This is a genomic window from Neisseria sp. HMSC078C12 (assembly GCF_001838065.1).
GTDB lineage: Bacteria > Pseudomonadota > Gammaproteobacteria > Burkholderiales > Neisseriaceae > Neisseria.
The window spans coordinates 1-18,842 of sequence record NZ_KV835611.1 but is presented as its reverse complement, the minus strand read 5'-3'; the positions used below and the strand labels follow the sequence as shown (position 1 = coordinate 18,842).

General features: G+C 44.8%; 18 protein-coding genes and 1 pseudogene. 7 read left to right on the top strand and 12 right to left on the bottom strand.

The genetic code is table 11. From position 1 onward, the window contains the following. Positions 1 to 66: 66 nt before the first annotated feature. Positions 67 to 2,502 carry a calcium-binding protein gene (locus HMPREF2596_RS06815; RefSeq protein ID WP_070850459.1) on the top strand — a complete coding sequence of 812 codons (2,436 nt, stop codon included), beginning with the start codon at positions 67 to 69 and terminating at the stop codon, positions 2,500 to 2,502. A gap of 105 nt (positions 2,503 to 2,607) precedes the next feature. On the opposite strand, the gene HMPREF2596_RS06810 is transcribed toward HMPREF2596_RS06815, so the two are convergent. Beyond that, positions 2,608 to 3,825: a D-alanyl-D-alanine carboxypeptidase family protein gene (locus HMPREF2596_RS06810; protein ID WP_070850457.1), complete on the bottom strand. Its 1,218-nt coding sequence runs from the start codon at positions 3,823 to 3,825 to the stop codon at positions 2,608 to 2,610. A gap of 203 nt (positions 3,826 to 4,028) precedes the next feature. Between HMPREF2596_RS06810 and ilvA the strand changes: the two genes are divergently transcribed. Next, positions 4,029 to 5,552, top strand: coding sequence for a threonine ammonia-lyase, biosynthetic (gene ilvA / locus HMPREF2596_RS06805; RefSeq protein ID WP_070850455.1), 1,524 nt, complete (start codon positions 4,029 to 4,031; stop codon positions 5,550 to 5,552). Positions 5,553 to 5,611: 59 nt separating this feature from the next. Here the strand turns inward: ilvA and trmB are convergent, their stop codons facing one another. From trmB to HMPREF2596_RS06790, 3 genes are all read right to left on the bottom strand, one after another. Continuing rightward, entirely contained in the window at positions 5,612 to 6,328 is a 717-nt protein-coding gene (trmB, locus tag HMPREF2596_RS06800) for a tRNA (guanosine(46)-N7)-methyltransferase TrmB (protein ID WP_070850453.1), read from the bottom strand. 143 nt (positions 6,329 to 6,471) lie between these two features. Beyond that, positions 6,472 to 7,128, bottom strand: coding sequence for a response regulator (locus tag HMPREF2596_RS06795; protein WP_003746785.1), 657 nt, complete (start codon positions 7,126 to 7,128; stop codon positions 6,472 to 6,474). Further along, positions 7,125 to 8,885, bottom strand: coding sequence for a histidine kinase (locus tag HMPREF2596_RS06790; RefSeq protein WP_070850451.1), 1,761 nt, complete (start codon positions 8,883 to 8,885; stop codon positions 7,125 to 7,127). The genes HMPREF2596_RS06795 and HMPREF2596_RS06790 overlap by 4 nt, the downstream gene beginning before the upstream one ends. Before the next feature lie 260 nt (positions 8,886 to 9,145). Between HMPREF2596_RS06790 and mobA the strand changes: the two genes are divergently transcribed. Together mobA and HMPREF2596_RS06780 are read left to right on the top strand one after the other, a co-directional pair. Further along, entirely contained in the window at positions 9,146 to 9,727 is a 582-nt protein-coding gene (gene mobA / locus HMPREF2596_RS06785) for a molybdenum cofactor guanylyltransferase MobA (RefSeq protein ID WP_036490834.1), read from the top strand. A 383-nt stretch (positions 9,728 to 10,110) separates the two neighbouring features. Then, a complete protein-coding gene (locus HMPREF2596_RS06780) occupies positions 10,111 to 10,689 on the top strand; it encodes an NAD(P)H-dependent oxidoreductase (protein WP_070850449.1) in 579 nt (192 codons plus the stop codon). Between the two features lie 62 nt (positions 10,690 to 10,751). Here HMPREF2596_RS06780 and HMPREF2596_RS06775 read toward each other — a convergent pair whose 3' ends face one another. Genes HMPREF2596_RS06775 through HMPREF2596_RS06760 form a run of 5 tightly spaced genes read right to left on the bottom strand, consistent with a single transcriptional unit; the run spans position 10,752 to position 13,099 of the window. Next, on the bottom strand, positions 10,752 to 11,489 hold the full coding sequence (locus HMPREF2596_RS06775) for an SDR family oxidoreductase (RefSeq protein WP_283140411.1): 738 nt from the start codon (positions 11,487 to 11,489) through the stop codon (positions 10,752 to 10,754). 14 nt (positions 11,490 to 11,503) lie between these two features. Next, positions 11,504 to 11,749 carry a putative quinol monooxygenase gene (locus tag HMPREF2596_RS11480; protein WP_210401070.1) on the bottom strand — a complete coding sequence of 82 codons (246 nt, stop codon included), beginning with the start codon at positions 11,747 to 11,749 and terminating at the stop codon, positions 11,504 to 11,506. Positions 11,750 to 11,773: 24 nt separating this feature from the next. Further along, positions 11,774 to 12,202 (bottom strand): antibiotic biosynthesis monooxygenase family protein, encoded by a 429-nt coding sequence (locus tag HMPREF2596_RS11475; RefSeq protein WP_210401069.1) that lies wholly within the window; start codon positions 12,200 to 12,202, stop codon positions 11,774 to 11,776. Positions 12,203 to 12,211: 9 nt separating this feature from the next. Continuing rightward, positions 12,212 to 12,505 (bottom strand): YciI family protein, encoded by a 294-nt coding sequence (locus HMPREF2596_RS06765; RefSeq protein WP_070850444.1) that lies wholly within the window; start codon positions 12,503 to 12,505, stop codon positions 12,212 to 12,214. Positions 12,506 to 12,541: 36 nt separating this feature from the next. Beyond that, positions 12,542 to 13,099 (bottom strand): NAD(P)H-dependent oxidoreductase, encoded by a 558-nt coding sequence (locus tag HMPREF2596_RS06760; RefSeq protein ID WP_070850442.1) that lies wholly within the window; start codon positions 13,097 to 13,099, stop codon positions 12,542 to 12,544. Between the two features lie 145 nt (positions 13,100 to 13,244). Here HMPREF2596_RS06760 and HMPREF2596_RS06755 point away from each other — a divergent pair, with 145 nt between their 5' ends. Continuing rightward, positions 13,245 to 14,153, top strand: a complete 909-nt coding sequence (locus HMPREF2596_RS06755; protein WP_083325002.1) for a LysR family transcriptional regulator — start codon at positions 13,245 to 13,247, stop codon at positions 14,151 to 14,153. A gap of 105 nt (positions 14,154 to 14,258) precedes the next feature. Here the strand turns inward: HMPREF2596_RS06755 and HMPREF2596_RS06750 are convergent, their stop codons facing one another. Beyond that, the gene (locus HMPREF2596_RS06750) at positions 14,259 to 15,131 is read right to left on the bottom strand and encodes an AraC family transcriptional regulator (protein ID WP_070850440.1); all 873 of its coding nucleotides are present in this window, start codon (positions 15,129 to 15,131) and stop codon (positions 14,259 to 14,261) included. Between the two features lie 85 nt (positions 15,132 to 15,216). On the opposite strand from HMPREF2596_RS06750, the gene HMPREF2596_RS06745 reads away from it, so the two are divergent. Both HMPREF2596_RS06745 and HMPREF2596_RS06740 read left to right on the top strand, forming a co-directional pair. Next, entirely contained in the window at positions 15,217 to 15,996 is a 780-nt protein-coding gene (locus HMPREF2596_RS06745; RefSeq protein WP_070850438.1) for an SDR family NAD(P)-dependent oxidoreductase, read from the top strand. An 892-nt stretch (positions 15,997 to 16,888) separates the two neighbouring features. Continuing rightward, positions 16,889 to 17,206, top strand: coding sequence for a T6SS immunity protein Tli4 family protein (locus tag HMPREF2596_RS06740; protein WP_210401068.1), 318 nt, complete (start codon positions 16,889 to 16,891; stop codon positions 17,204 to 17,206). Positions 17,207 to 17,450: 244 nt separating this feature from the next. On the opposite strand, the pseudogene HMPREF2596_RS06735 reads toward HMPREF2596_RS06740, so the two are convergent. Further along, positions 17,451 to 18,358 (bottom strand): annotated as a pseudogene (locus tag HMPREF2596_RS06735) (IS5 family transposase); the annotation flags it as partial. 218 nt (positions 18,359 to 18,576) lie between these two features. Next, the coding region (locus HMPREF2596_RS06730; protein WP_283140410.1) for a calcium-binding protein at positions 18,577 to 18,842 on the bottom strand (266 nt) is incomplete at its 5' end.

Genomic DNA, 18,842 nt, shown 5'->3' with positions numbered 1-18,842 from the left:
TGACTAATAAAAGCTTTTTTCAAAAGAATAACTCAATATTACGACATTTTTGAAGGAATATATTAAATGGTAAACATTAAAAAAGCAGTACCCGATGCCTCTCAATATGGTGCCAAACTTGGCTATACGACTTATGAGGCAGAACAAGGTGAACTGAAAAACGGTGTTGTTAAAAATGCCCCTTCTTCAGAGGCAGAGCACGCAACTGCCCGTGAAGCAAGTGGTCAGGCATATGTTGATTTGCCAACTAATGCATCTGTGTCATTTATTGCACAAGCAGATGCCAATGCTGTAGCCATCCGTTATACCGTTCCTGACGGTGAAAGTGGTAAAGTAGAAGTCAAAGTCAATAATACAGTGATCGGTACTTTGGATTTGTCTTCCAAATCTAACTGGCAATATTTGGATAATTACAAATATCATCCGGATGGCGATATTAAAGTTCATGATACGCCTGCGGCAGATAGGCTTGCCCGCTTCCAATTTGACGAAGTCAGCCAATTATTTAAAGAGGCCAATATCAAGGTAGGGGATAAGGTTACCATCACTAATATCGACAGCACGCCCGTAGGCATTGACTTGGTTGATTTGGAAAAGGCACCGGATGCTATTAAACAGCCTGAAAACAGTGTCAGCATTACTGATTTTGGCGCAGTCGCCAATGATGGCTCGGATGATTACCAAGCATTCATGGCTGCAATTGAATCTGCCAAAGCATCTAAAAAATCTGTTTACATTCCTGAAGGTCAATTTGATTTTAGTGAACAACTGCACATTTACGCGCCTGAAGGTGTAAAAATTAGCGGAGCAGGCCAATGGCACACTAAATTGCATTTTACCAGTACTAAAATAGGTGGCGGTGGTATCGTGTTTGAACACGGCACCAACAAAATTGATTTTGGAAATGTTTCCATGGATTCGGATTTAACTTCTCGCTATAACGAAGGCGCGAACTATAAAGGTATTTCCGGTACTTTGGGTAACGGTTCATCGATTCACGATATCAAAATTGAACATTTTGAAGTAGGTGCCTGGATTGGTGATTATGCCCCAGCATCTGATATGCACTACACTGATGGTTTGACTATTTCTAATGCTACTATTCGCAATAACTTGGCAGATGGCGTTAACTTTGCCCAAGGGACCAGCAATTCCACCGTTATCAATTCCAATATCCGTGGCAATGGTGATGATGGCTTAGCAACATGGTCGAGCATTCATGAAAATACTAATGCCCATGTTGCTGAAAATAACCGCTTTTTGAATAATACCGTTGAATTAGGCTGGCGTGCGGCCGGTATTGGTATCTTTGGCGGCAAAGGTCATGAAGTAGCCAATAACCTTATCAAAGATAATACCAATTGGGGCGGCGTACGCTTAAACACTGTATTCAAAAAAAGCCATAATTTTGATTTCAATGATACAGGTATTTCCGTTCACGATAATTTACTGGTAAGCAACGGGACTAATGCAGATACATATGGTCGTGTTAAAGGTTCTATCGATTTGGAAGAAGGCAGGGATTATGCTACTCCCAAAAAAGATATTTTGGGAGAACTCAAAAATATCAAAATTGAAAATAATACTATTGTGAATAATCTTTCCGACCAAGAGATTACCAAAACCCGTAATCCTAAAGAAGGCAATATTCCGGAGCCTGCAAACGAGACTACATTAACCATCGAAAATAATCATAGCCTTTCGGTAGCAGAAAATAATTCTGCAAAAAATGTAGCGGAAGTAGATGATCACAGTCTTACCCAAGCCTCGCTTCATTTAGGGGAGGATAACATCATAACCATTACGGACAGCAGCCATGCTCTTGTCAGTGGCGGCGATGGCAATGACCGGATCAGAGGCGGTTTGGGTAATGATACGATTAACGGTGACTCAGGCGATGATGTCATTTTCGGCTATGATGGAGACGATCGTCTTAATGGCGGTATGGGTAATGATTCTGTACATGGAGGTAATGGCAACGATACCTTATGGGGAGAAAGTGGCGATGACCGTTTGAATGGCGGTGATGGCGACGATGTTTTATTCGGCGGACAAGGAACCGATTACTTGGTAGGTGGCAAGGGTGCCGATACTTATGTTTTCAGCCTGGGAGAAGGTAAGGATACGATTGTCGATAATGTGGGCGGACATAATGCGTTGCAATTCGGCCAAAATATCTCTGTTAATGACCTGCACATTGATGTTGCCACCGATGTTCGAGGCAATACTGATTGGAAAATTACCATCAAGGGATCAGAAGGAGACAGCATAACCATCAATGACCAATTCGTTTCCGGTAAAACTGATGCTGTGATTGATACCTTCCGTTTCGATGAAGGTACATTGAGCCTGCAAGAGTTGATGGGTAGATTGTCAGGCAACGGCAATATCAGTCATTTGTCAGCCGTCAATACGCACACTGAGCGCATGAGCTACTCGTCTGTCAATACGGCTGATGTTCACGATGATGCAGCATCTGCCGCCAACGCTGGAATCATTTAATTAGCTGTTTTTTAGGCTAAATAAAGGCCGTCTGAAAACTGGAAAACAGATTTCAGACGGCCTTTTTGTTACTTATCTTGTTATGGTTGATTGTTTAGAAGAGAATTAACTGAATAAACCTTTAAACCACAACACAATCGCGTCCCACATACGGCGCAGCCAGCTGCCTTCTTCCACACCGTTTAGCGCGACGACGTCTTTTTCGGCAATGACTTTGCCGTCTTTCATGACTTTCAGTTTGCCCAATACTTGGCCTTTTTCAATTGGGGCGAGGACGGGCTGAAGTGTTTCTAAGATTGGTTTGACGTTTTTGCCGGTATCGTGGGGGATGGTAATGTAAACATCGTCCAAGAAACCGATGTCTACGGCTTTGGTGCTGCCTTTGTAAACTTTGACTTGGGAAATTACTTCTCCGCCGTTATAAAGTTTGGGCGTATCAAATGCCTGCAACGCCCAGTTGAGCAGTTTGCTGCTTTCACTGGCGCGCGCTTCGGTAGATTCGGCACCAGCAAGGATGGAAACAATACGGCGGTTATTGCGTTTGCTGGAAGCGGCGAGATGGTAGCCTGCGCCTTCGCTATAGCCGGTTTTCAAACCGTCGATACTGCTGTCGCGATAGAGCAGAAGGTTTCGGTTGGGCTGCTCGATATTATTGTATTTGAAAGATTTGTTTGCAAACAAAGGATAGTATTTTGGATAGTCGTTGATCAGTGCGGCTGCCAAAATGGCCAAGTCGCCAACGGTTGAAACATGGCCGTTAGAAGAAATGCCGGTCGGGTTGTTGAAGTGGGTGTGCTTCATGCCCAAGCGTTTGGCTTCTTCATTCATTTGTTTGACAAATTCATCGATGGAGCCGTTGCCGATGGCTTCTGCAAGGGTGATGGCGGCATCGTTGGCCGATTGGATGGTTGTCCCCTTAATTAAGGAGCTGACGCTGACAGGCACTTTTGGGTCGAGGAACATACGCGAACCTTCGACTTTCCATGCGGCATTGGAAACGGTCAGCATTTGGCTTGCTTCAAGTGTACCGTTTTCTAATGCTTTAAAGGCAAGGTAGGCGGTCATCATTTGTGTCAACGCGGCAGGTTCGATAGGCGCGTCGGCATTGTTGGATGCCAAGGTTTGCTTGCTGTGCAGGTCGGTAACGATGTAGGCAGTCGCCGCGATTTCCGGCGGCGTTGTCGGACTGTTGATGCTGTGCAACAATGGCTGCGGCTGTGTCTCTCCTTGTACGGCAGGTGCGGAGGCAACCGGGTTGGCGGCAAGGGCGTAGGTATTCAGGAGGGCAGCAAAAATTAAGCTAAGTAGCGTTTTTTTCATCATTGTTTGTAGATTTGAATATGGGTGGATACTGTTATTGAGTAAACAGTTTGGCATACTAAATAGATAGTAAGCGGACATTATACCGTTTCATTCAGGCTTTGCTAAGATTTTTCTTGCCTTCAGACGGCCTCAGGGGTATGGTTTTAACTTTTTCCTCAGGCCGATTCGGCCGAATGACAATTTATTTTCGAACACTGAATACCATGAACCATCCTCTTCCTCTTTCCGATTATCTGACCCGTATTTTGACTGCTTCCGTTTATGATGTAGCCATAGAAACGCCTTTGGACTTGGCGCGCAGTCTGTCAAGCCGTCTGAACAATCAGGTTTTGCTCAAGCGCGAAGATTTGCAGCCGGTGTTTTCGTTCAAAATCCGTGGTGCGTACAACAAAATGGCGAAGCTGCCGAAAGAAGCCTTGGATTGCGGCGTGATTGCTGCCAGCGCGGGCAACCATGCGCAGGGTGTGGCTTTGTCGGCGCAATATTTGGGTTGCCGCGCCGTCATCGTGATGCCGGAAACAACGCCCAAAATCAAAATTGACGCGGTCAAGAGCCGTGGCGGCGAAGTGGTATTGAAAGGCGTGTCTTACAATGATGCCTATGATTATGCGATGGAGTTGGCTGAAAAGGAAAAGCTGACTTATATTGCGCCTTTTGATGATCCGGATGTGATTGCCGGTCAGGGAACCATCGGCATGGAAATCCTCCGCCAACACCGCAATATCAATGCGATTTTTGTTCCGATTGGCGGCGGCGGTTTGGCAGCAGGCGTAGCGGCATTTATCAAACAGGTTTGCCCTGAGATTAAAGTGATTGGCGTGCAAACCGATGATTCTTGCTGTATGAAGCAATCGGTAGAAGCAGGGGAAATCGTACATTTGAAAGATGTCGGCCTGTTTTCAGACGGCACGGCGGTCAAGGTTGTCGGTAATGAAACCTTCCGCCTGTGTAAAGAGCTGCTGGACGAGATTATTACGGTCAATACGGATATGTTGTGCGGCGCGATTAAAGATATTTTTGACGATACGCGCAGCATTACCGAGCCTGCGGGCGCATTGGCACTTGCCGGCCTGAAGGCTTACGTTGCGAAAAACAATATCCAAGGTCAAAACCTGGTTGCCGTCACCAGCGGCGCCAATATGAACTTCCACCGCTTACGCCACGTTTCGGAGCGCAGTGAGCTGGGCGAGGGCAACGAAGGCATTTTCGCCGTTACCATTCCCGAAGAAAAGGGCAGCTTCCTGAAGTTTATCAATTTGTTGGGAAGCCGGAACATTACTGAGTTCAACTATCGCTACGGCAGCGATAAAAATGCGCATATTTTTGTCGGCTTGCAAACTGCCGGTGCGCAAGACTTGGCCGTCATCAGCGCACAACTAACTGAAGCAGGCCTGCCCAATGTCGATTTGACCAATGACGAAATCGCCAAAATCCATATCCGTTACATGGTCGGCGGCCGTACGGAAAAAGTAGCCAACGAACGTTTGGTCAGCTTTGAATTTCCTGAGCGCCCGGGTGCGTTGTCCCGTTTCTTGAACCATATGCGTGCCGAGTGGAATATTACTTTGTTCCATTACCGCAACCATGGTGCAGACTATGGCCGTATTTTGGTCGGTATCGATGTGCCGGAAAGCGACAATGAGGCTTTTGCCGACTTCTTGGATAGCTTGGGTTATGTCTATAAAGAGGAAACCGACAATCCGGCCTATAAACTTTTCCTGGCTTAATCAGTAAGATAAAAGGCCGTCTGAAACTTTTCAGACGGCCTTGTGTTTTAAGTTTTGGATTATTTTTTGCGGAACACTAAGTCCCAAACGCCATGACCCAATCGCTTGCCTCGGGCTTCAAACTTGGTTTCAGGACGATAATCAGGCGTAGGGGCGTAATCGGCAGCCGTGTTTTGCAAAGAGTCGAAACTGCTCAAAACTTCCAGCATTTGCACGGCGTATTCTTCCCAATCGGTCGCCATGTGGACATAGCCGCCGCTTTTGAGTTTGGGCAGCAGCTTTTCAACAAACGGCACTTGCACCAAGCGGCGTTTGTTGTGGCGTTTTTTGTGCCAAGGGTCGGGGAAGAAAATATGGATGCCGTCTAAAGAATCGTCTTCCAGCATTTTTTCCACCACTTCTACCGCATCATGACGCATCACGCGGATATTGGAAATGTGTTCTTCCTCAATCAGCTTCAAGATATTGCCGACGCCCGGGCCGTGAACATCAATCGCTAAAAAGTCGGTATCGGGTAGACGTTTGGCGATTTCCACCGTTGCGACGCCCATACCGAAACCGATTTCCAAAACTTTAGGGTTGCCCCGTCCAAAAGTGCGGTTCAAATCTAAAGGGGCTTCTTGGAAGTCCACACCGAATTGCGGCCACATCGTATCGATGGCGCGCTGTTGGGCCGCGGTCATATGGCCTTGGCGCAAAACGAAACTGCGGATGCTGCGTTTGTGTTCTTCAGGAACGGTATTTTCGGGCGTATTTTCTGGAATGTTTTCAGACATATTGTTTTAAATCAGTGAGAAATCAAATAAAAAGGCCATCTGAAAAATCAGACAACCCTGCGTATAAATCAGCGTGATTATAGCGAATAAACGCTTTATCTGAAACCTTTCAACAATAAGGTTTCAGGTTTCAGACGGCCTTTTTAAGACAATTCCGGTTGCGGTACTTTGTGTTGCACCGCATAAACCGCAGCTTGAACGCGGCTGCTTAGATTCAGCTTGCGCAACAGGTTCTGCACATGCACTTTGACGGTAGACTCAGCCAAGTTTAAATGGCGGGCAATGATTTTATTGCTGTGTCCGGCGGCAAGGTAGCCCAAGATTTCCATTTCGCGCGGGGTCAGCTGCGCCAGCAGGTGGTCGGAGCGGGAAGGAGAAGGGGAAATCAGCGATTGCACCAAGCGGCTGGTCATTTCAGGGGAGAATACATTGTCTCCGTCAACGGCCTTGCGGATGCTTTCCAAGAGGAAGTCGGCGTTGATGTTTTTCAGCAAAAAGCCTTTTGCACCCATACGCATACATTCGGTCAAGTCGTCGCTGTCTTCGGAAACAGTCAGCATGATGACGGTCAGCTGCGGATTGATGCTCAGAATTTGAGCCAGTGCTTCGCGTCCGTTCATAACCGGCATATCCAAGTCCAGCAAAACTACATCAGGCTTGAGCTGTTCGACCATTTTTACGCCGGCCAGGCCGTCTGAAGCTTCGCCGACGACTTCAAAATCAGGCTGGCGGGAGAGCAGGGCTTTGATGCCGCTGCGAAATAGGGTGTGGTCGTCAATAAGGGTAATTTTAATCGTCATGATGCTGTTCTCATTTGTTGCGGCAAAGTCAGCATCACTGCCGTACCTTGCCCAATCTGCGATGTAATGGCCAATTGTGCGTTAATCCGTTGGGCACGTTCCTGCATAATGCCCAAGCCGACATGTTCGCCTGAAGGCCGGTTTGATAAGTGTTCTTGATTAAAGCCTGCGCCGTCGTCCTGAATCTTCATGACAAAATCGCCGTGGTTGGCAATTTCGACGCTGACATGCTGCGCACGCGCGTGTTTCCGGATGTTGGACAGGCTTTCCTGCAAGATGAAGATGATTTGCAAGTGTTCATCATAATTCAATGCCTGTCCATCGTCCTGCCATTTTAAATCAACCGGGATACCGGTTTGCCGTTCAAAACGCGCCAGCAGCGATTCTACCGCTTCAGGAAAATCTTTATTACTGATTTTGGTGCGGAAATTCATCAGCAGCTCGCGGACGTCTTCATAGCATTCCTGCACGCCGTCTTTAATGAAGCTGATGTTTTCTTCAGCCTGCTCTCGTTGGTTTGAAGCAAACGCGCTTTCCAGCATTTGCACCTGCAAATTCAAAAAGGTCAGGGCTTGTGCAATGCTGTCATGCAAACCTTGCGCAATCAAGTTGCGTTCCTGCAAGACGGCAAGCAGGCGGCGTTCTTGTTCCATGCGGTTGTTGGCGATGGAAATCCCCAGCTGTCCGCTTAAAGTCTGCAACAATTTTTCATCTTGTTCATTAGGCATATGGCCGTCTGAAAAATACAGGGCCAATACGCCGAGCTGTTCGTCTTGGTAAACGATTGGGAATTCTACACGATTTCCCTCTTCGGTTTTACCGACACTTGCCGCCAAGTCAGAGCGTTTGCGTTCTTCATCGGAAAGATATACCGTACCACCCAAAGCGGAAAACGCCGGCAGAATCTGAGCCAAGAATTCTTCTGCGGCCTGTTGCGGCGTAAAGGTTTGGTGCAGGTTGCGCGTAGTCTGGTAGAGCAGGGTCAAATCACGGTTTTGCCGCGCCAAGTCTTGGGTTTGTTGGGCAACCTGTCCTTCCAAATCCGTATAAAGCGTTTTTAGACGGCGGCTCATTTGGTTGAAGCCCTTGCTGACTTGGGAGAATTCACGAATTTGGTCTGTATCGATTTGAACCCCGAAACGGCCTTCGCTGATGGTTTCCACCCCGTCGCGCAATTTTTCCAGCGGCCGGATAATCCACGAATAATGCCAAACAATCATCAAGCCGGCAGCCACTAAAATCATCAGCATCATCGCCATTTGAAAACGGCGCAGCCACAAAGTATTTTGCTCGTTGGCGTTTTCCATCGCCTGTAAAAACAGCTCGATATTGCCGGCAAAACGGTACAAGCCGATTTGGGTCGGCCGCTCGTAATGTTGCAAAGAAGGCTTGATGTTGGATTCCCAATCAATTAACAGCATCGATTGGATCAAATCGTAAGCCAGCGGCATTTGTGACGGAATCAGCGGATGAATGGCATCGCTTTGCGTTACATTGGCCAGCGTACGTTCAAATTCTTTGATTTGGTTGTCAATTTGTGCATTGGGTGTACGAACGCTTGCCATATAAGCCAAACGATACACCTGCATTTTCAAGCTGCCCGCATCTTCAATCGTTTTGGCCGCGCTTTCCAAACGCCAAGAAAGCAACAGGGTAAAGGCAATCGATAAAAAAGCCGAGCCGACCCATAACACAGTCAGCAGTTTTAAACGCGAGGACAGACTCAGGCCGTCTGAAGATCCGGAGAATAAACGCATAAAGCACGCAGGAAGACTAATCCGATAATCTTATAAAAATATCATTCTTTTGGCCTATAAACAACCTGTCTAAAATAATTGTATGGTTATGATAAGAAAAAACAGGGGTTTAATGTAAAATCATGTTATGATAAAATTCATCTTAAGTGAATTAAATCACAAAACCAGGTTTCAGACGGCCTGAAGCCTTAAAAACTTATTCCATAAATACAACATCTCGAATAACACGTACACACTCTGCTTTGCAAAGGACTACCAAAATGAAAATTTTTGCACTGATATTGGCCGGCGGGCAGGGAAGCCGGATGGGAGGTGTCGATAAAGGGTTGGTGCAGTGGCACAACAAGGCCTTGATAGACCACGTTATCGAAAAAATCCGCCCGCAAGTCAGCCATATCGCCATCAGTGCCAACCGCAATCTCGAATCCTACGCCCAACGCAGCGCACACGTTTTCTCCGATGCGCGCCAATGGCAACATTACGGCCCTTTGGCCGCCTTGTGTACCGCCGCCAACGATTTGCAAATTGCTACTGCAGACTGGCTGCTTATCGTCTCCTGCGATATGCCCCGCCTGCCTGAAAACTTGGTTTCCCAGTTTGAGACCATCGCCAAACGCACGCCGTTGTGCAATGCATTTTACGTTGAAACACCGTCCAGACCGCATTACAGCGTGATGTTTATCCGTCCGCAAATCCTACAAAGTACCGTGCCATACCTTTATTCAGGAATGCGCAGCATACGCGGCTGGTTGCAGCAGCAACGCGCACGGGTCGTTCCTTTCCCTCATGAGCAGGATTTTATCAGCTACAACACGGAAAACGATTTGGCTCAGCCTTTGTAGTTGGGTAGGTAAGGGGACTAATGTTTAGATAGGAATACGCCATTTGATGATGCTTAAAAATCTTTTAATAGGTAATAACTATCTTGTAATCAGTTCCCTTATAAATTATTCAATCTGTGTATTCAGAAGAATGATACGTTTCTCGTTGCAATAAATTTTAGCTTTTCCCTATTGGCTGTTTCTTTTAGGTCATTTAGTCTGCCTAAGTCCAAATTATCTACGAACAAACCCTCGTAAAACAGTTGACCGAAAAAATTCACGGGATATTCTGATTTTACGTTGCATGGCTTAAGATGTTCAGACGGCCATACTTTCAAAATAAAGGCTAAAACGGCATAATAGCAGCCTCCTTTTGTTAGAATTGCCTGGTTTAGGAGAGTGAAATGAATATTTTATTATTAGACGGCGGTAAAGATTTCGGACATTCGCATGGCAAGTTGAATCATACGCTTCACAAAAAAGCGAAAGAAGTTTTGACCGCACTTGGACACAATGTAAAAGAAACCGTGATTGATGCCGGCTATGATGTTGAAGCAGAAATCGAAAAATTCTTATGGATGGATGCCGTGATTTGGCAGATGCCGGGCTGGTGGATGCACGAACCTTGGACAGTGAAAAAATACATAGACGAAGTATTCACCACTGGACACGGCAAGCTCTATCAAAGTGATGGTCGTCATCGTGTCAATCCAACCGAAGGCTACGGCACAGGCGGTTTGTTACAAGGCAAAAAACACATGCTTTCACTTACTTGGAATGCGCCGATTGAAGCGTTTACCCGCGAAGGCGACTTCTTCGAAGGAAAAGGCGTAGATACGTTGTATATGCACTTCCACAAACTCAACGAGTTCATCGGCTTGACCCGTCTGCCGACATTCTTATGTAACGATGTGATCAAGAATCCACAAGTAGAACAATACTTAGCAGACTACCAAGCACACTTGGAAAAAGTATTCGGATAATTACACAATATGAGTTTAGAAGGTGAGCATTTTAGCTCACCTTTTTTTATTTTAAACAGTTATCAAACTTCCTGGCGAGTAGGGCGGAAGATGATTTCATTTATGTCCACTTCTTCAGGTTGACTGATTGCGAACAGGACTGTTCGGGCAAAGCTAGATGCAGGAATCTCATTGTGAGCATAGAAGTTTTCCATTGCGCCACTAGCCATTTCAGAGCTGCTACCATGTTTTAATTCGCTTTCAACTGCACCCGGACAGAGAATAGTAGTGCGCAAATTGTAAGGTTTAACTTCCTTGCGCAGGCTTTCAGAAATGGCGCGTACCGCAGTTTTGGTCGCAGAATAAACAGCACATAATGGACCCCAAACGTGTCCGGCTACGGAAGAAACATTGATGATCTGACCACTCTTTTGTGTTTTCATGGTCGGTAAAACAGCTGCAATGCCATGTAAGACGCCCTTGATATTGATATCGATCATTTGATTCCATTCATCCACTTTCAATTCTTCCAACAAGGAAAGTGGCATGACGCCGGCGTTGTTGAGCAATACATCAATACGCCCGTATAGATCTAATGCTCGCTGCGCCAAGGTTTGCACCTCGTCTAATTTGGTGACATCCATTTGTACACAATGATCGTGGGAAATGCTTAACTCATCGGCAAGGGAATGCAAACGATCTAGACGGCGCGCCCCCAAGATGACTTTTGCCCCAGCTTGTACCAAATGGCGAGCGGTTTCAGCACCCAGTCCGCTAGATGCGCCAGTGATGATGACAACTTTGTTTTCTATGTTTTGCATAATATCCTCCTTAATTAACGGATAAAGTGTAATTGACCTTGATTGCCTAAATAGGCCGTCTGAATAGCGGTGTAATGTTTATCGGCAATCATCTTGTCGGTTTGTTTCAAATAGTCTTTAAAATGTGGGGTTTCGCGATGAGCCTGATAGGCGGCTTCATCAGCATAAATTTCAAAAAAGATCCAATCATTTGGTGAATCCTGTTTAGTCGCGGCATACATTGCCAATACGCCATCTTCCACTTTTAGTGATTGTGCCATTTCTGCTTGAATAATCTTGCTGAATTAAATGTTGTGTTCTGGCTTGACGGTCACATTCACCAAACGGGTCTGTGTTGTCGCAGTCTGTTTTATCTTTCTATCACCTAAAAATTGTGGTACCAATGCCGTACGTTTCTTGTGGTCAGTCAAAATCTCGGGGGATACTTTGGCAAACGCCTGATATTGCGATGAATCACGGTGGATTTGATACGCTGCATTATCGGCATAGATTTCCAGCATATAGGCTATTTCTGGATTGGCTTGTAGTTTCACGGAATACATCGCCAGAGTCCCTTTTTCATTCGCAATAGAAGTGCTGATATTGTGTTTGACAACTTGGTCGTATTTCACCGTTTTGCCTTCAGCTACACCCAATTCAAACAAATTCATCAAGGGGGCAGCTTGTGTGTTTAATGCCATGATAACTCCTAAAAGTGCGGTTAATTTTTTCATCTTTTTCGCTTAGGCTTTGAATTGCTCAATATTTGTAGCCACCATTTTCGGTGTAAATTCACTAATCACATAAGTCGCCAAGTTTGGATTGTACGAGTCTTCCGCCAAAATATTTTCTAACTCAGCGCGATCTTGCGTTTGCGCGATAATCACACCGGCACGTTCACGTTCAGTAAATGGACCAATAATCAGAAAATTACCGGCTTGATGGTATTTGGCAAACCATGCGGCATGTTTTGGAAATAGTTCCTCATGTTGTTCGGGGGTAATGTCTTCGTTTACAGTAATGTCGATGATGTACATAATTTCTCCTTGAGAATAAATTAAAAGGGTTAACAATTAGGCTGCAATGGCTTTAATTTGAGCAATTAAACGCGCTGCATGTTCACGGGCTTGTTCCTGTTGGGCTTTGATCGCGGCTTCATCACGACCGACATAACTGATGCCACAAGTGTAAATAGGCGTTTGATAATCTAAACCACATAAAGTCGCAAAGGTTTCAAACTGCGGCAGATAATCTTCAACGGTGTGTTTGAAGAAACCGTCTTTTTTATACACTGCTTCCGGTGCGCCAGTCGTGAATGAAATAATCAATTTTTTACCGCCGATTTTTGCAGTCGAGCCGTGCGCAAAACCGTGAACGAATACTTTATCAATCCACAATTTCATCAAGCCTGGCACGGAATACCAAGAAAATGGAAATTGGAACACAATCACATCGGCTTTTAAAATTGCAGATTGTTCTGCTTCGATATCAAATTGATAATTGGGATACAGCGTATCCAAACGGCGGATTTCAGCTTCAGGCAAAGCTTGTGCCACTTCGCTCAAAATCGTTTGGTTGGCAATAGATGTGTCCAACTCCGGATGACCTGAAACAATTAATACGTTTTTCATGTTGTTTTACCTCTTTATAAATAATGGAATAACGGTTTTGTAAAATTGGTAAGAAACCTTACCGCTTGCTGATGGGGTGTATTATACGCAGAATAATTGTTATGATTAGACGCATAATCTCTAAATGACTTTTAGGTAAAATCTAATGATTGATAATTCATTCTACGGACAGCTTAACGTTTTCCAAACCATCGCCCAAGAAGGCAGTATTTCAGCGGCAGCACGCAAATTGGAAATTGCGGTGCCTTCGGCGAGCCAGTCTTTGAAACTGCTGGAACAGAAAATCGGTGTGCCGCTGTTCCACCGCACAACGCGTAATATTCAATTGACAGATGCAGGTAGGCAGCTACTGGAGCGTACCGAGCAAGCTATGGCAACGTTGCACCAAGCATTTGAAGAAGTGCAGAATTTTGGTGAGCAAGTGAGCGGCACCGTGCGGATTACCATGGCGCGAGTGATGTATCAATTACTATTGCGACCACATTTGAGAGAATTTCATCAACGCTATCCACAAATTCAATTGGAAATTTCACTTAATGATGGACTTTCGCACCTGATTGAGGATGGCATCGATTTGGGTATTCGCTTTGGCAATCAATTGGATGAAGGGATGGTTGCCCGTAAGTTGTTAAATGAAGTGAAAGAAGGCTTGTACATCAGCCAAAGCTATGCAAAACAACATGGCATACCCCAAACGCCTAGAGATTTGTCAGCTCATAAACTTATTGGCTATCGTTTTATCTCATCCAACAAAATCGAGCCTATGGTTATCACACAAAATGGTCAAGATATCGCCATAGAAATGGATACGCCGTTGTTTTGTAACGATCCGGAAGTGTTACTAGATGCCACCCGCCAAGGTTTGGGAATAGGTAGAATTTTTACCCATAATATGCAACAACAACCAGACCAAGCAGATTTCATCCCCGTGCTGCAAAAACATTGGCGACAATATCCACCGATTTATCTTTATTATTTGCAACATAGCCAACGAGCGAAAAAAGTGCAGGCGGTGATTGAGTTTTTGTTGGAGAAAACCGCTGAGTTTAGATAAAACAGGCGGGCAAATTAAAAATGCTTTGAAATTTGACCGCTCTTTGTCATAAAAAAGGCCGTCTGAAACGATCATTTAAGACGGCCTTTTTTATCAAATTTTCATTTAAGTTGTACCATAGGTTGCCAAATAGTTTTCCCGAAATACTTTTGGTGTGATGTGTTGTTGTTTCTTAAAAAATTTATTGAAGTGTGTTGCTTCTTCAAAACCCAGTTGCAAGGCGATTTGTTTGACGGATTGCGGAGTATGAATCAACAAACGTTTGGCTTCCAACAGCAGGCGGTCAGAGATGACGGTTTTGGCAGACAGTCCGCTTTGTGCAAGACAGAGCGTCCCCAGTGTTTTTTCGCTGCACGCCAGTTGAACTGCATAAAAACTGACTTGGTGTTGCGTAGAAAAATGCTGTTCCAACAATCGGTTGAATTGTTGCCAACGCAGGTTTTGTTTATCTTCAGGCTGCATGTTTTGCGCGTAGAGCGTAATCAACAGCGTGAGAAAAGCCTGTAATTGAGCTTGAATCAAGGATTGGGCATTGATGTTTTGCCAGTCGGCATAGCGGCAACGTTTGAGTTGGGTCAAGGCAGGCAGCAGCAATTCTGCGTGTGATGCATCGACCACTTGGCGATAGGGAAGGTTTTGCCATTCTTGGGTCAGATGAGCGGGCAGAAGTTCGCCAGGAAAGGACAATCCCCAGCCATCCCAGCCCTGCATAGATAAAAAATGGTGTACCTGATTGGGACGTATCAGCAGCCATTCTCCTGTCTTTTGCACTATCCGTTCAAAATCCAAAAGATGCCGACATTCGCCCTCGGTTACCCATAGCCAAATATATTGGTCAAAGCGGTGTTGGCTGCCTAACTGGGTGCGCGCTTGTTCGTCATCAGGATGCTGGCTTTGCCAAAATTCACTGAATAGACAAATTTCCAACTCTGTCCGAATGATTTGTGTAATTTCAACATAATTTCCGATTTTTGCCATAAATATGCCCGTTATTGCCTTTTTATTCAGTTTATTTTACCGGATAATACCTTCCATTGATTTTTAACACAACAGGAAAAGAAACATGGCTCAAACAGCATTGATTACAGGCGCATCAAACGGTATTGGTTTAGAATTGGCAAAAATCCACGCTAAACAAGGCGATGATTTGGTGTTGGTGGCGCGAAGTGCAGACAAATTAAACGCCTTGGCAGATGAATTACATAATCAATACGGTGTTAAAGTCGCCGTCATTGCGAAGGACTTGGCGCAGCCGAATGCCGGAACGGAAATTTTTGCCGAAACCGAACGTTTGGGCATTACAGTTGATATTTTGATAAACAACGCAGGCATTGGCGGTCATGGATGCTTTTTTGAACGTGATTTGACAAAAGACATGCAGATGATTCAGCTTAATATCACCAGCCTGACGGAGCTGACCCATCTCTATCTTCAAGGCATGATAGAACGCCGCTCGGGAAAAATTCTCAACGTATCTTCTACTGCATCGTTTCTACCCGGTCCTTTACAAGCAGTGTATTACGCTAGCAAAGCCTATGTAACGTCATTCAGCCAAGCTATTGCCGAGGAAGTGCGCGAGTTCGGCATCACCGTAACCGTGCTTTGCCCAGGAGCTGTTGCTACAGGATTTGTGCAGGCAGGCGATTTACAGGATGTTGATGCGTGGAAAAACGCCAAATCTGCCCAATCCGTTGCTGAATACGGCTATCAGGCTATGCAACGCGGCAAGTTGGTTGCATTTAACGAAGCCAAATTGAAATTTGCGTCAGATTGGGTAATACCGTTTCTGCCGCGCAAAACCGTATTGAAAATGTCGCGCATGGCAATGGAAAAGCGAAAATAGTCTAACGTATAGATTAAAAGCCGTTTGAAGGATGAAGTTCAAACGGCTTTTTTGAATTATAAGAAAGCAGCAAATATATTCTTTGGTAGAGACTAGAAATAAAAAATTAAAAAATACAAATTAGAGTTGCAAGTTAGGATTAAATATCACTATTATGAATTTAACATAATATAAATTATGTAGTTTTTCTCTATACCTAACAATCGCCGTTGTTTATTCCTGTTTGTTAACTAGTAGTTAATCTTAAAAGATTTCGTATAGTACTCCAATTTTTAGTATAAAATCAATAGGTTTTAAAAGAAATTTGGCAGTTTAATCTTGCTATAACTCTACCACTTAATTATTGGTTAGTGGAATAGGGTAGAGAGCAGGGAGCCTTAGTACGATACCAAGTACCTTCAACTCACAGACTGTCACTCTATCACTGATAGCAGGCTGGAATAGGACGGACAAAGATTTTGAATTGCCCAAATTCAACCTCTTAGACGGCCTTCTTCCCGTCAATCCTTCCCCCTTTACCAGCAGCATTATCACAGATATCATATCAAACCAATTGTCATGATTTATTGGATTGCTTATACAACTATTTTATCTGTTAAAAGTGAAGTATATTCGTTGGACCTTTTTATTTCCGCATACCTTATTGCCTGGTTGCATTGTATATTCTGTAATTATTATCAACTTATAAAGGTAGATATACTGGCTGTATCATTAAAAATGTAAACAATTTAAATATCTAAGAAAAAAGTGAGGGCGACATTCCGCAACAACAGGGTGTCTGCCTGACAGATGGATTTATTGCCGATAACGGATCTGAGCCGTTTTTTGGCAGAAACGGAATCAAAATCAAAGACTATAAAGACATTTATGCCGAGCTAACGACAGGGGGAGATTGGAGGAAGATGACAAGCCTTTATTGAAACGAGACCTTTTCAATCATGCTAGTGTGATAGGTAGGCTAATGTCATGGGCAAAATATAACACGATTCGCCAGGGAAACCGAAACATCAACGGCATGGCCGACAGTGAGAAACTTGTTAAGTTGCAAGGAAGGCGGTATCTATTTATTTGGGAAAAAGATGATGGTAGCGTTAGATTTAAGATGGCTTTCGGTACAAATCAAAATAATGCAGCCGGTTCCCCATTAAGCGAACAGGAGGCTTTAACGGCTTGGGATGCAATATTGCCGACATTGAAAAAACGAATTTGATCAGATTTTAATGAATAGAAACTTACCAAATTTATTAGCTTTAAAGCTTAAGAAAGAGACAAAAATGAACCATAAATATCGTAGAAAAAATATATTTAAGGTTGGCTTATTATATGGTGCTATAGCAATAGTATTAACAGGATGTCGCTCTTGTTGGCCGATGTGTATCTAGAAACATTGTCTTTACAATAACAGGCTGAGACCTTTGCAAAATTCCTTTTCTTCCAACAGCTAAAATCCAAACATAGGCTGCCCGCGCATAGCGGAATTTGCGGTGCAGCGTACCAAAGCTTTGTTCGACCACATAACGGGTCTTCGACAAATATCGGTTGCGTTTGGTTTGCGCTTCCGTCAGCAGACGATTACGGTGGGCTTTGCGCATAATACCCTCCTGCAACTGATGTTCTTCCAGATGTTGCCGGTTTTCCTTACTGTCATAGCCTTTGTCGGCATAGACGGTCGTACCTTCGGCAATGCCTTCCAGCAAAGGCGACAGGTGGTTGCACTCATGGGCATTGGCGGGGGTAATGTGCAGTTTCTCGATATAGCCTTCCGCATCGGTACGGGTATGTTGTTTGTAACCGAGTTTGTAGAGGCCGTTTTTCTTTATCCAACGGGCATCGCTGTCTTTACTCGGTGTGGTTTGCCGCTGACTTGTCCTTCGTCATCGACTTCTATGGCCTGGCGCTGTTTGCTGCCGGCGATCTGAATAATGGTGGCGTCAACGACGGCGGCGGATGCTTTCTCTACTTTTAGGCCTTTTTCGGTTAGTTGGCGGTTGATCAGTTCCAGCAATTCGGACAGGGTGTTGTCTTGCGCCAGCCAGTTGCGGTAGCGGCATAAGGTGCTGTAATCGGGGATGCTCAGTTCGTCAAAACGGCAAAACAGGTTGAAGTCGATGCGGGTGATGAGGCTGTGTTCGAGTTCGGGATCGGAGAGGCTGTGCCATTGGCCGAGCAGGACGGCTTTGAACATGGACAACAGGGGATAGGCGGGACGGCCGCGATGGTCTCTAAGGTAGCGGGTTCTTTGACGATTCAGGTATTGTTCGATCGGCTGCCAATCAATCACTTGATCCAACTTCAATAATGGGAAGCGGTCGATGTGTTTGGCAATCATGGCTTGTGCGGTTTGCCGGAAGAAGGTGGTCATGGAAAATCCCCTAAATGTCTTGGTGGGAATTTAGGGGATTTTGGGGAATTTTGCAAAGGTCTCAACCTGAACGAAAAAGAATTTATGTATAGTGGATTAACTTGATAATCACTCATTAAAAAGTAATCGAAATATCTAAAATAAGCCTAAAAAATAATAAAGGTCGTCTGAAACCCTGTTTCCAAGGTTTTCAGACGACCTTTCATCATCAACACAGATTACAGGATACCATTAACAGCTTCTTCCGCAGAAACCGTCTTATCAGCAAATGTAAACTGAGCATACTGATAATTCTTACTGCTGAAATAGTTCTGGAGACTGACCTGATCATCTCCGCCATAAGCTTTGACGACCAAATCATTACCCAAACGGCTGAATACCGCATCCGAGAATACTGCATTCTCAAACAACAACGTATCAGTATGTTCCAACAGGCTGCCGTAATCGGAAACCACATCCTTACCATGACCTTTTTCGAAGACAT

Bases quoted from the DNA above. Each gene is read 5' to 3' on its own strand.
- HMPREF2596_RS11475 (WP_210401069.1), bottom strand. From the start codon at position 12,202: ATGAAAAAATTAACCGCACTTTTAGGAGTTATCATGGCATTAAACACA.
- HMPREF2596_RS06765 (WP_070850444.1), bottom strand. From the start codon at position 12,505: ATGTACATCATCGACATTACTGTAAACGAAGACATTACCCCCGAACAA.
- HMPREF2596_RS06755 (WP_083325002.1), top strand. From the start codon at position 13,245: ATGATTGATAATTCATTCTACGGACAGCTTAACGTTTTCCAAACCATC.
- HMPREF2596_RS06790 (WP_070850451.1), bottom strand. From the start codon at position 8,885: ATGCGTTTATTCTCCGGATCTTCAGACGGCCTGAGTCTGTCCTCGCGT.
- HMPREF2596_RS06795 (WP_003746785.1), bottom strand. From the start codon at position 7,128: ATGACGATTAAAATTACCCTTATTGACGACCACACCCTATTTCGCAGC.
- HMPREF2596_RS06760 (WP_070850442.1), bottom strand. From the start codon at position 13,099: ATGAAAAACGTATTAATTGTTTCAGGTCATCCGGAGTTGGACACATCT.
- HMPREF2596_RS06780 (WP_070850449.1), top strand. From the start codon at position 10,111: ATGAATATTTTATTATTAGACGGCGGTAAAGATTTCGGACATTCGCAT.
- HMPREF2596_RS06775 (WP_283140411.1), bottom strand. From the start codon at position 11,489: ATGCAAAACATAGAAAACAAAGTTGTCATCATCACTGGCGCATCTAGC.
- trmB (WP_070850453.1), bottom strand. From the start codon at position 6,328: ATGTCTGAAAACATTCCAGAAAATACGCCCGAAAATACCGTTCCTGAA.
- HMPREF2596_RS11480 (WP_210401070.1), bottom strand. From the start codon at position 11,749: ATGGCACAATCACTAAAAGTGGAAGATGGCGTATTGGCAATGTATGCC.
- HMPREF2596_RS06810 (WP_070850457.1), bottom strand. From the start codon at position 3,825: ATGATGAAAAAAACGCTACTTAGCTTAATTTTTGCTGCCCTCCTGAAT.
- ilvA (WP_070850455.1), top strand. From the start codon at position 4,029: ATGAACCATCCTCTTCCTCTTTCCGATTATCTGACCCGTATTTTGACT.
- HMPREF2596_RS06745 (WP_070850438.1), top strand. From the start codon at position 15,217: ATGGCTCAAACAGCATTGATTACAGGCGCATCAAACGGTATTGGTTTA.
- HMPREF2596_RS06815 (WP_070850459.1), top strand. From the start codon at position 67: ATGGTAAACATTAAAAAAGCAGTACCCGATGCCTCTCAATATGGTGCC.
- HMPREF2596_RS06750 (WP_070850440.1), bottom strand. From the start codon at position 15,131: ATGGCAAAAATCGGAAATTATGTTGAAATTACACAAATCATTCGGACA.
- mobA (WP_036490834.1), top strand. From the start codon at position 9,146: ATGAAAATTTTTGCACTGATATTGGCCGGCGGGCAGGGAAGCCGGATG.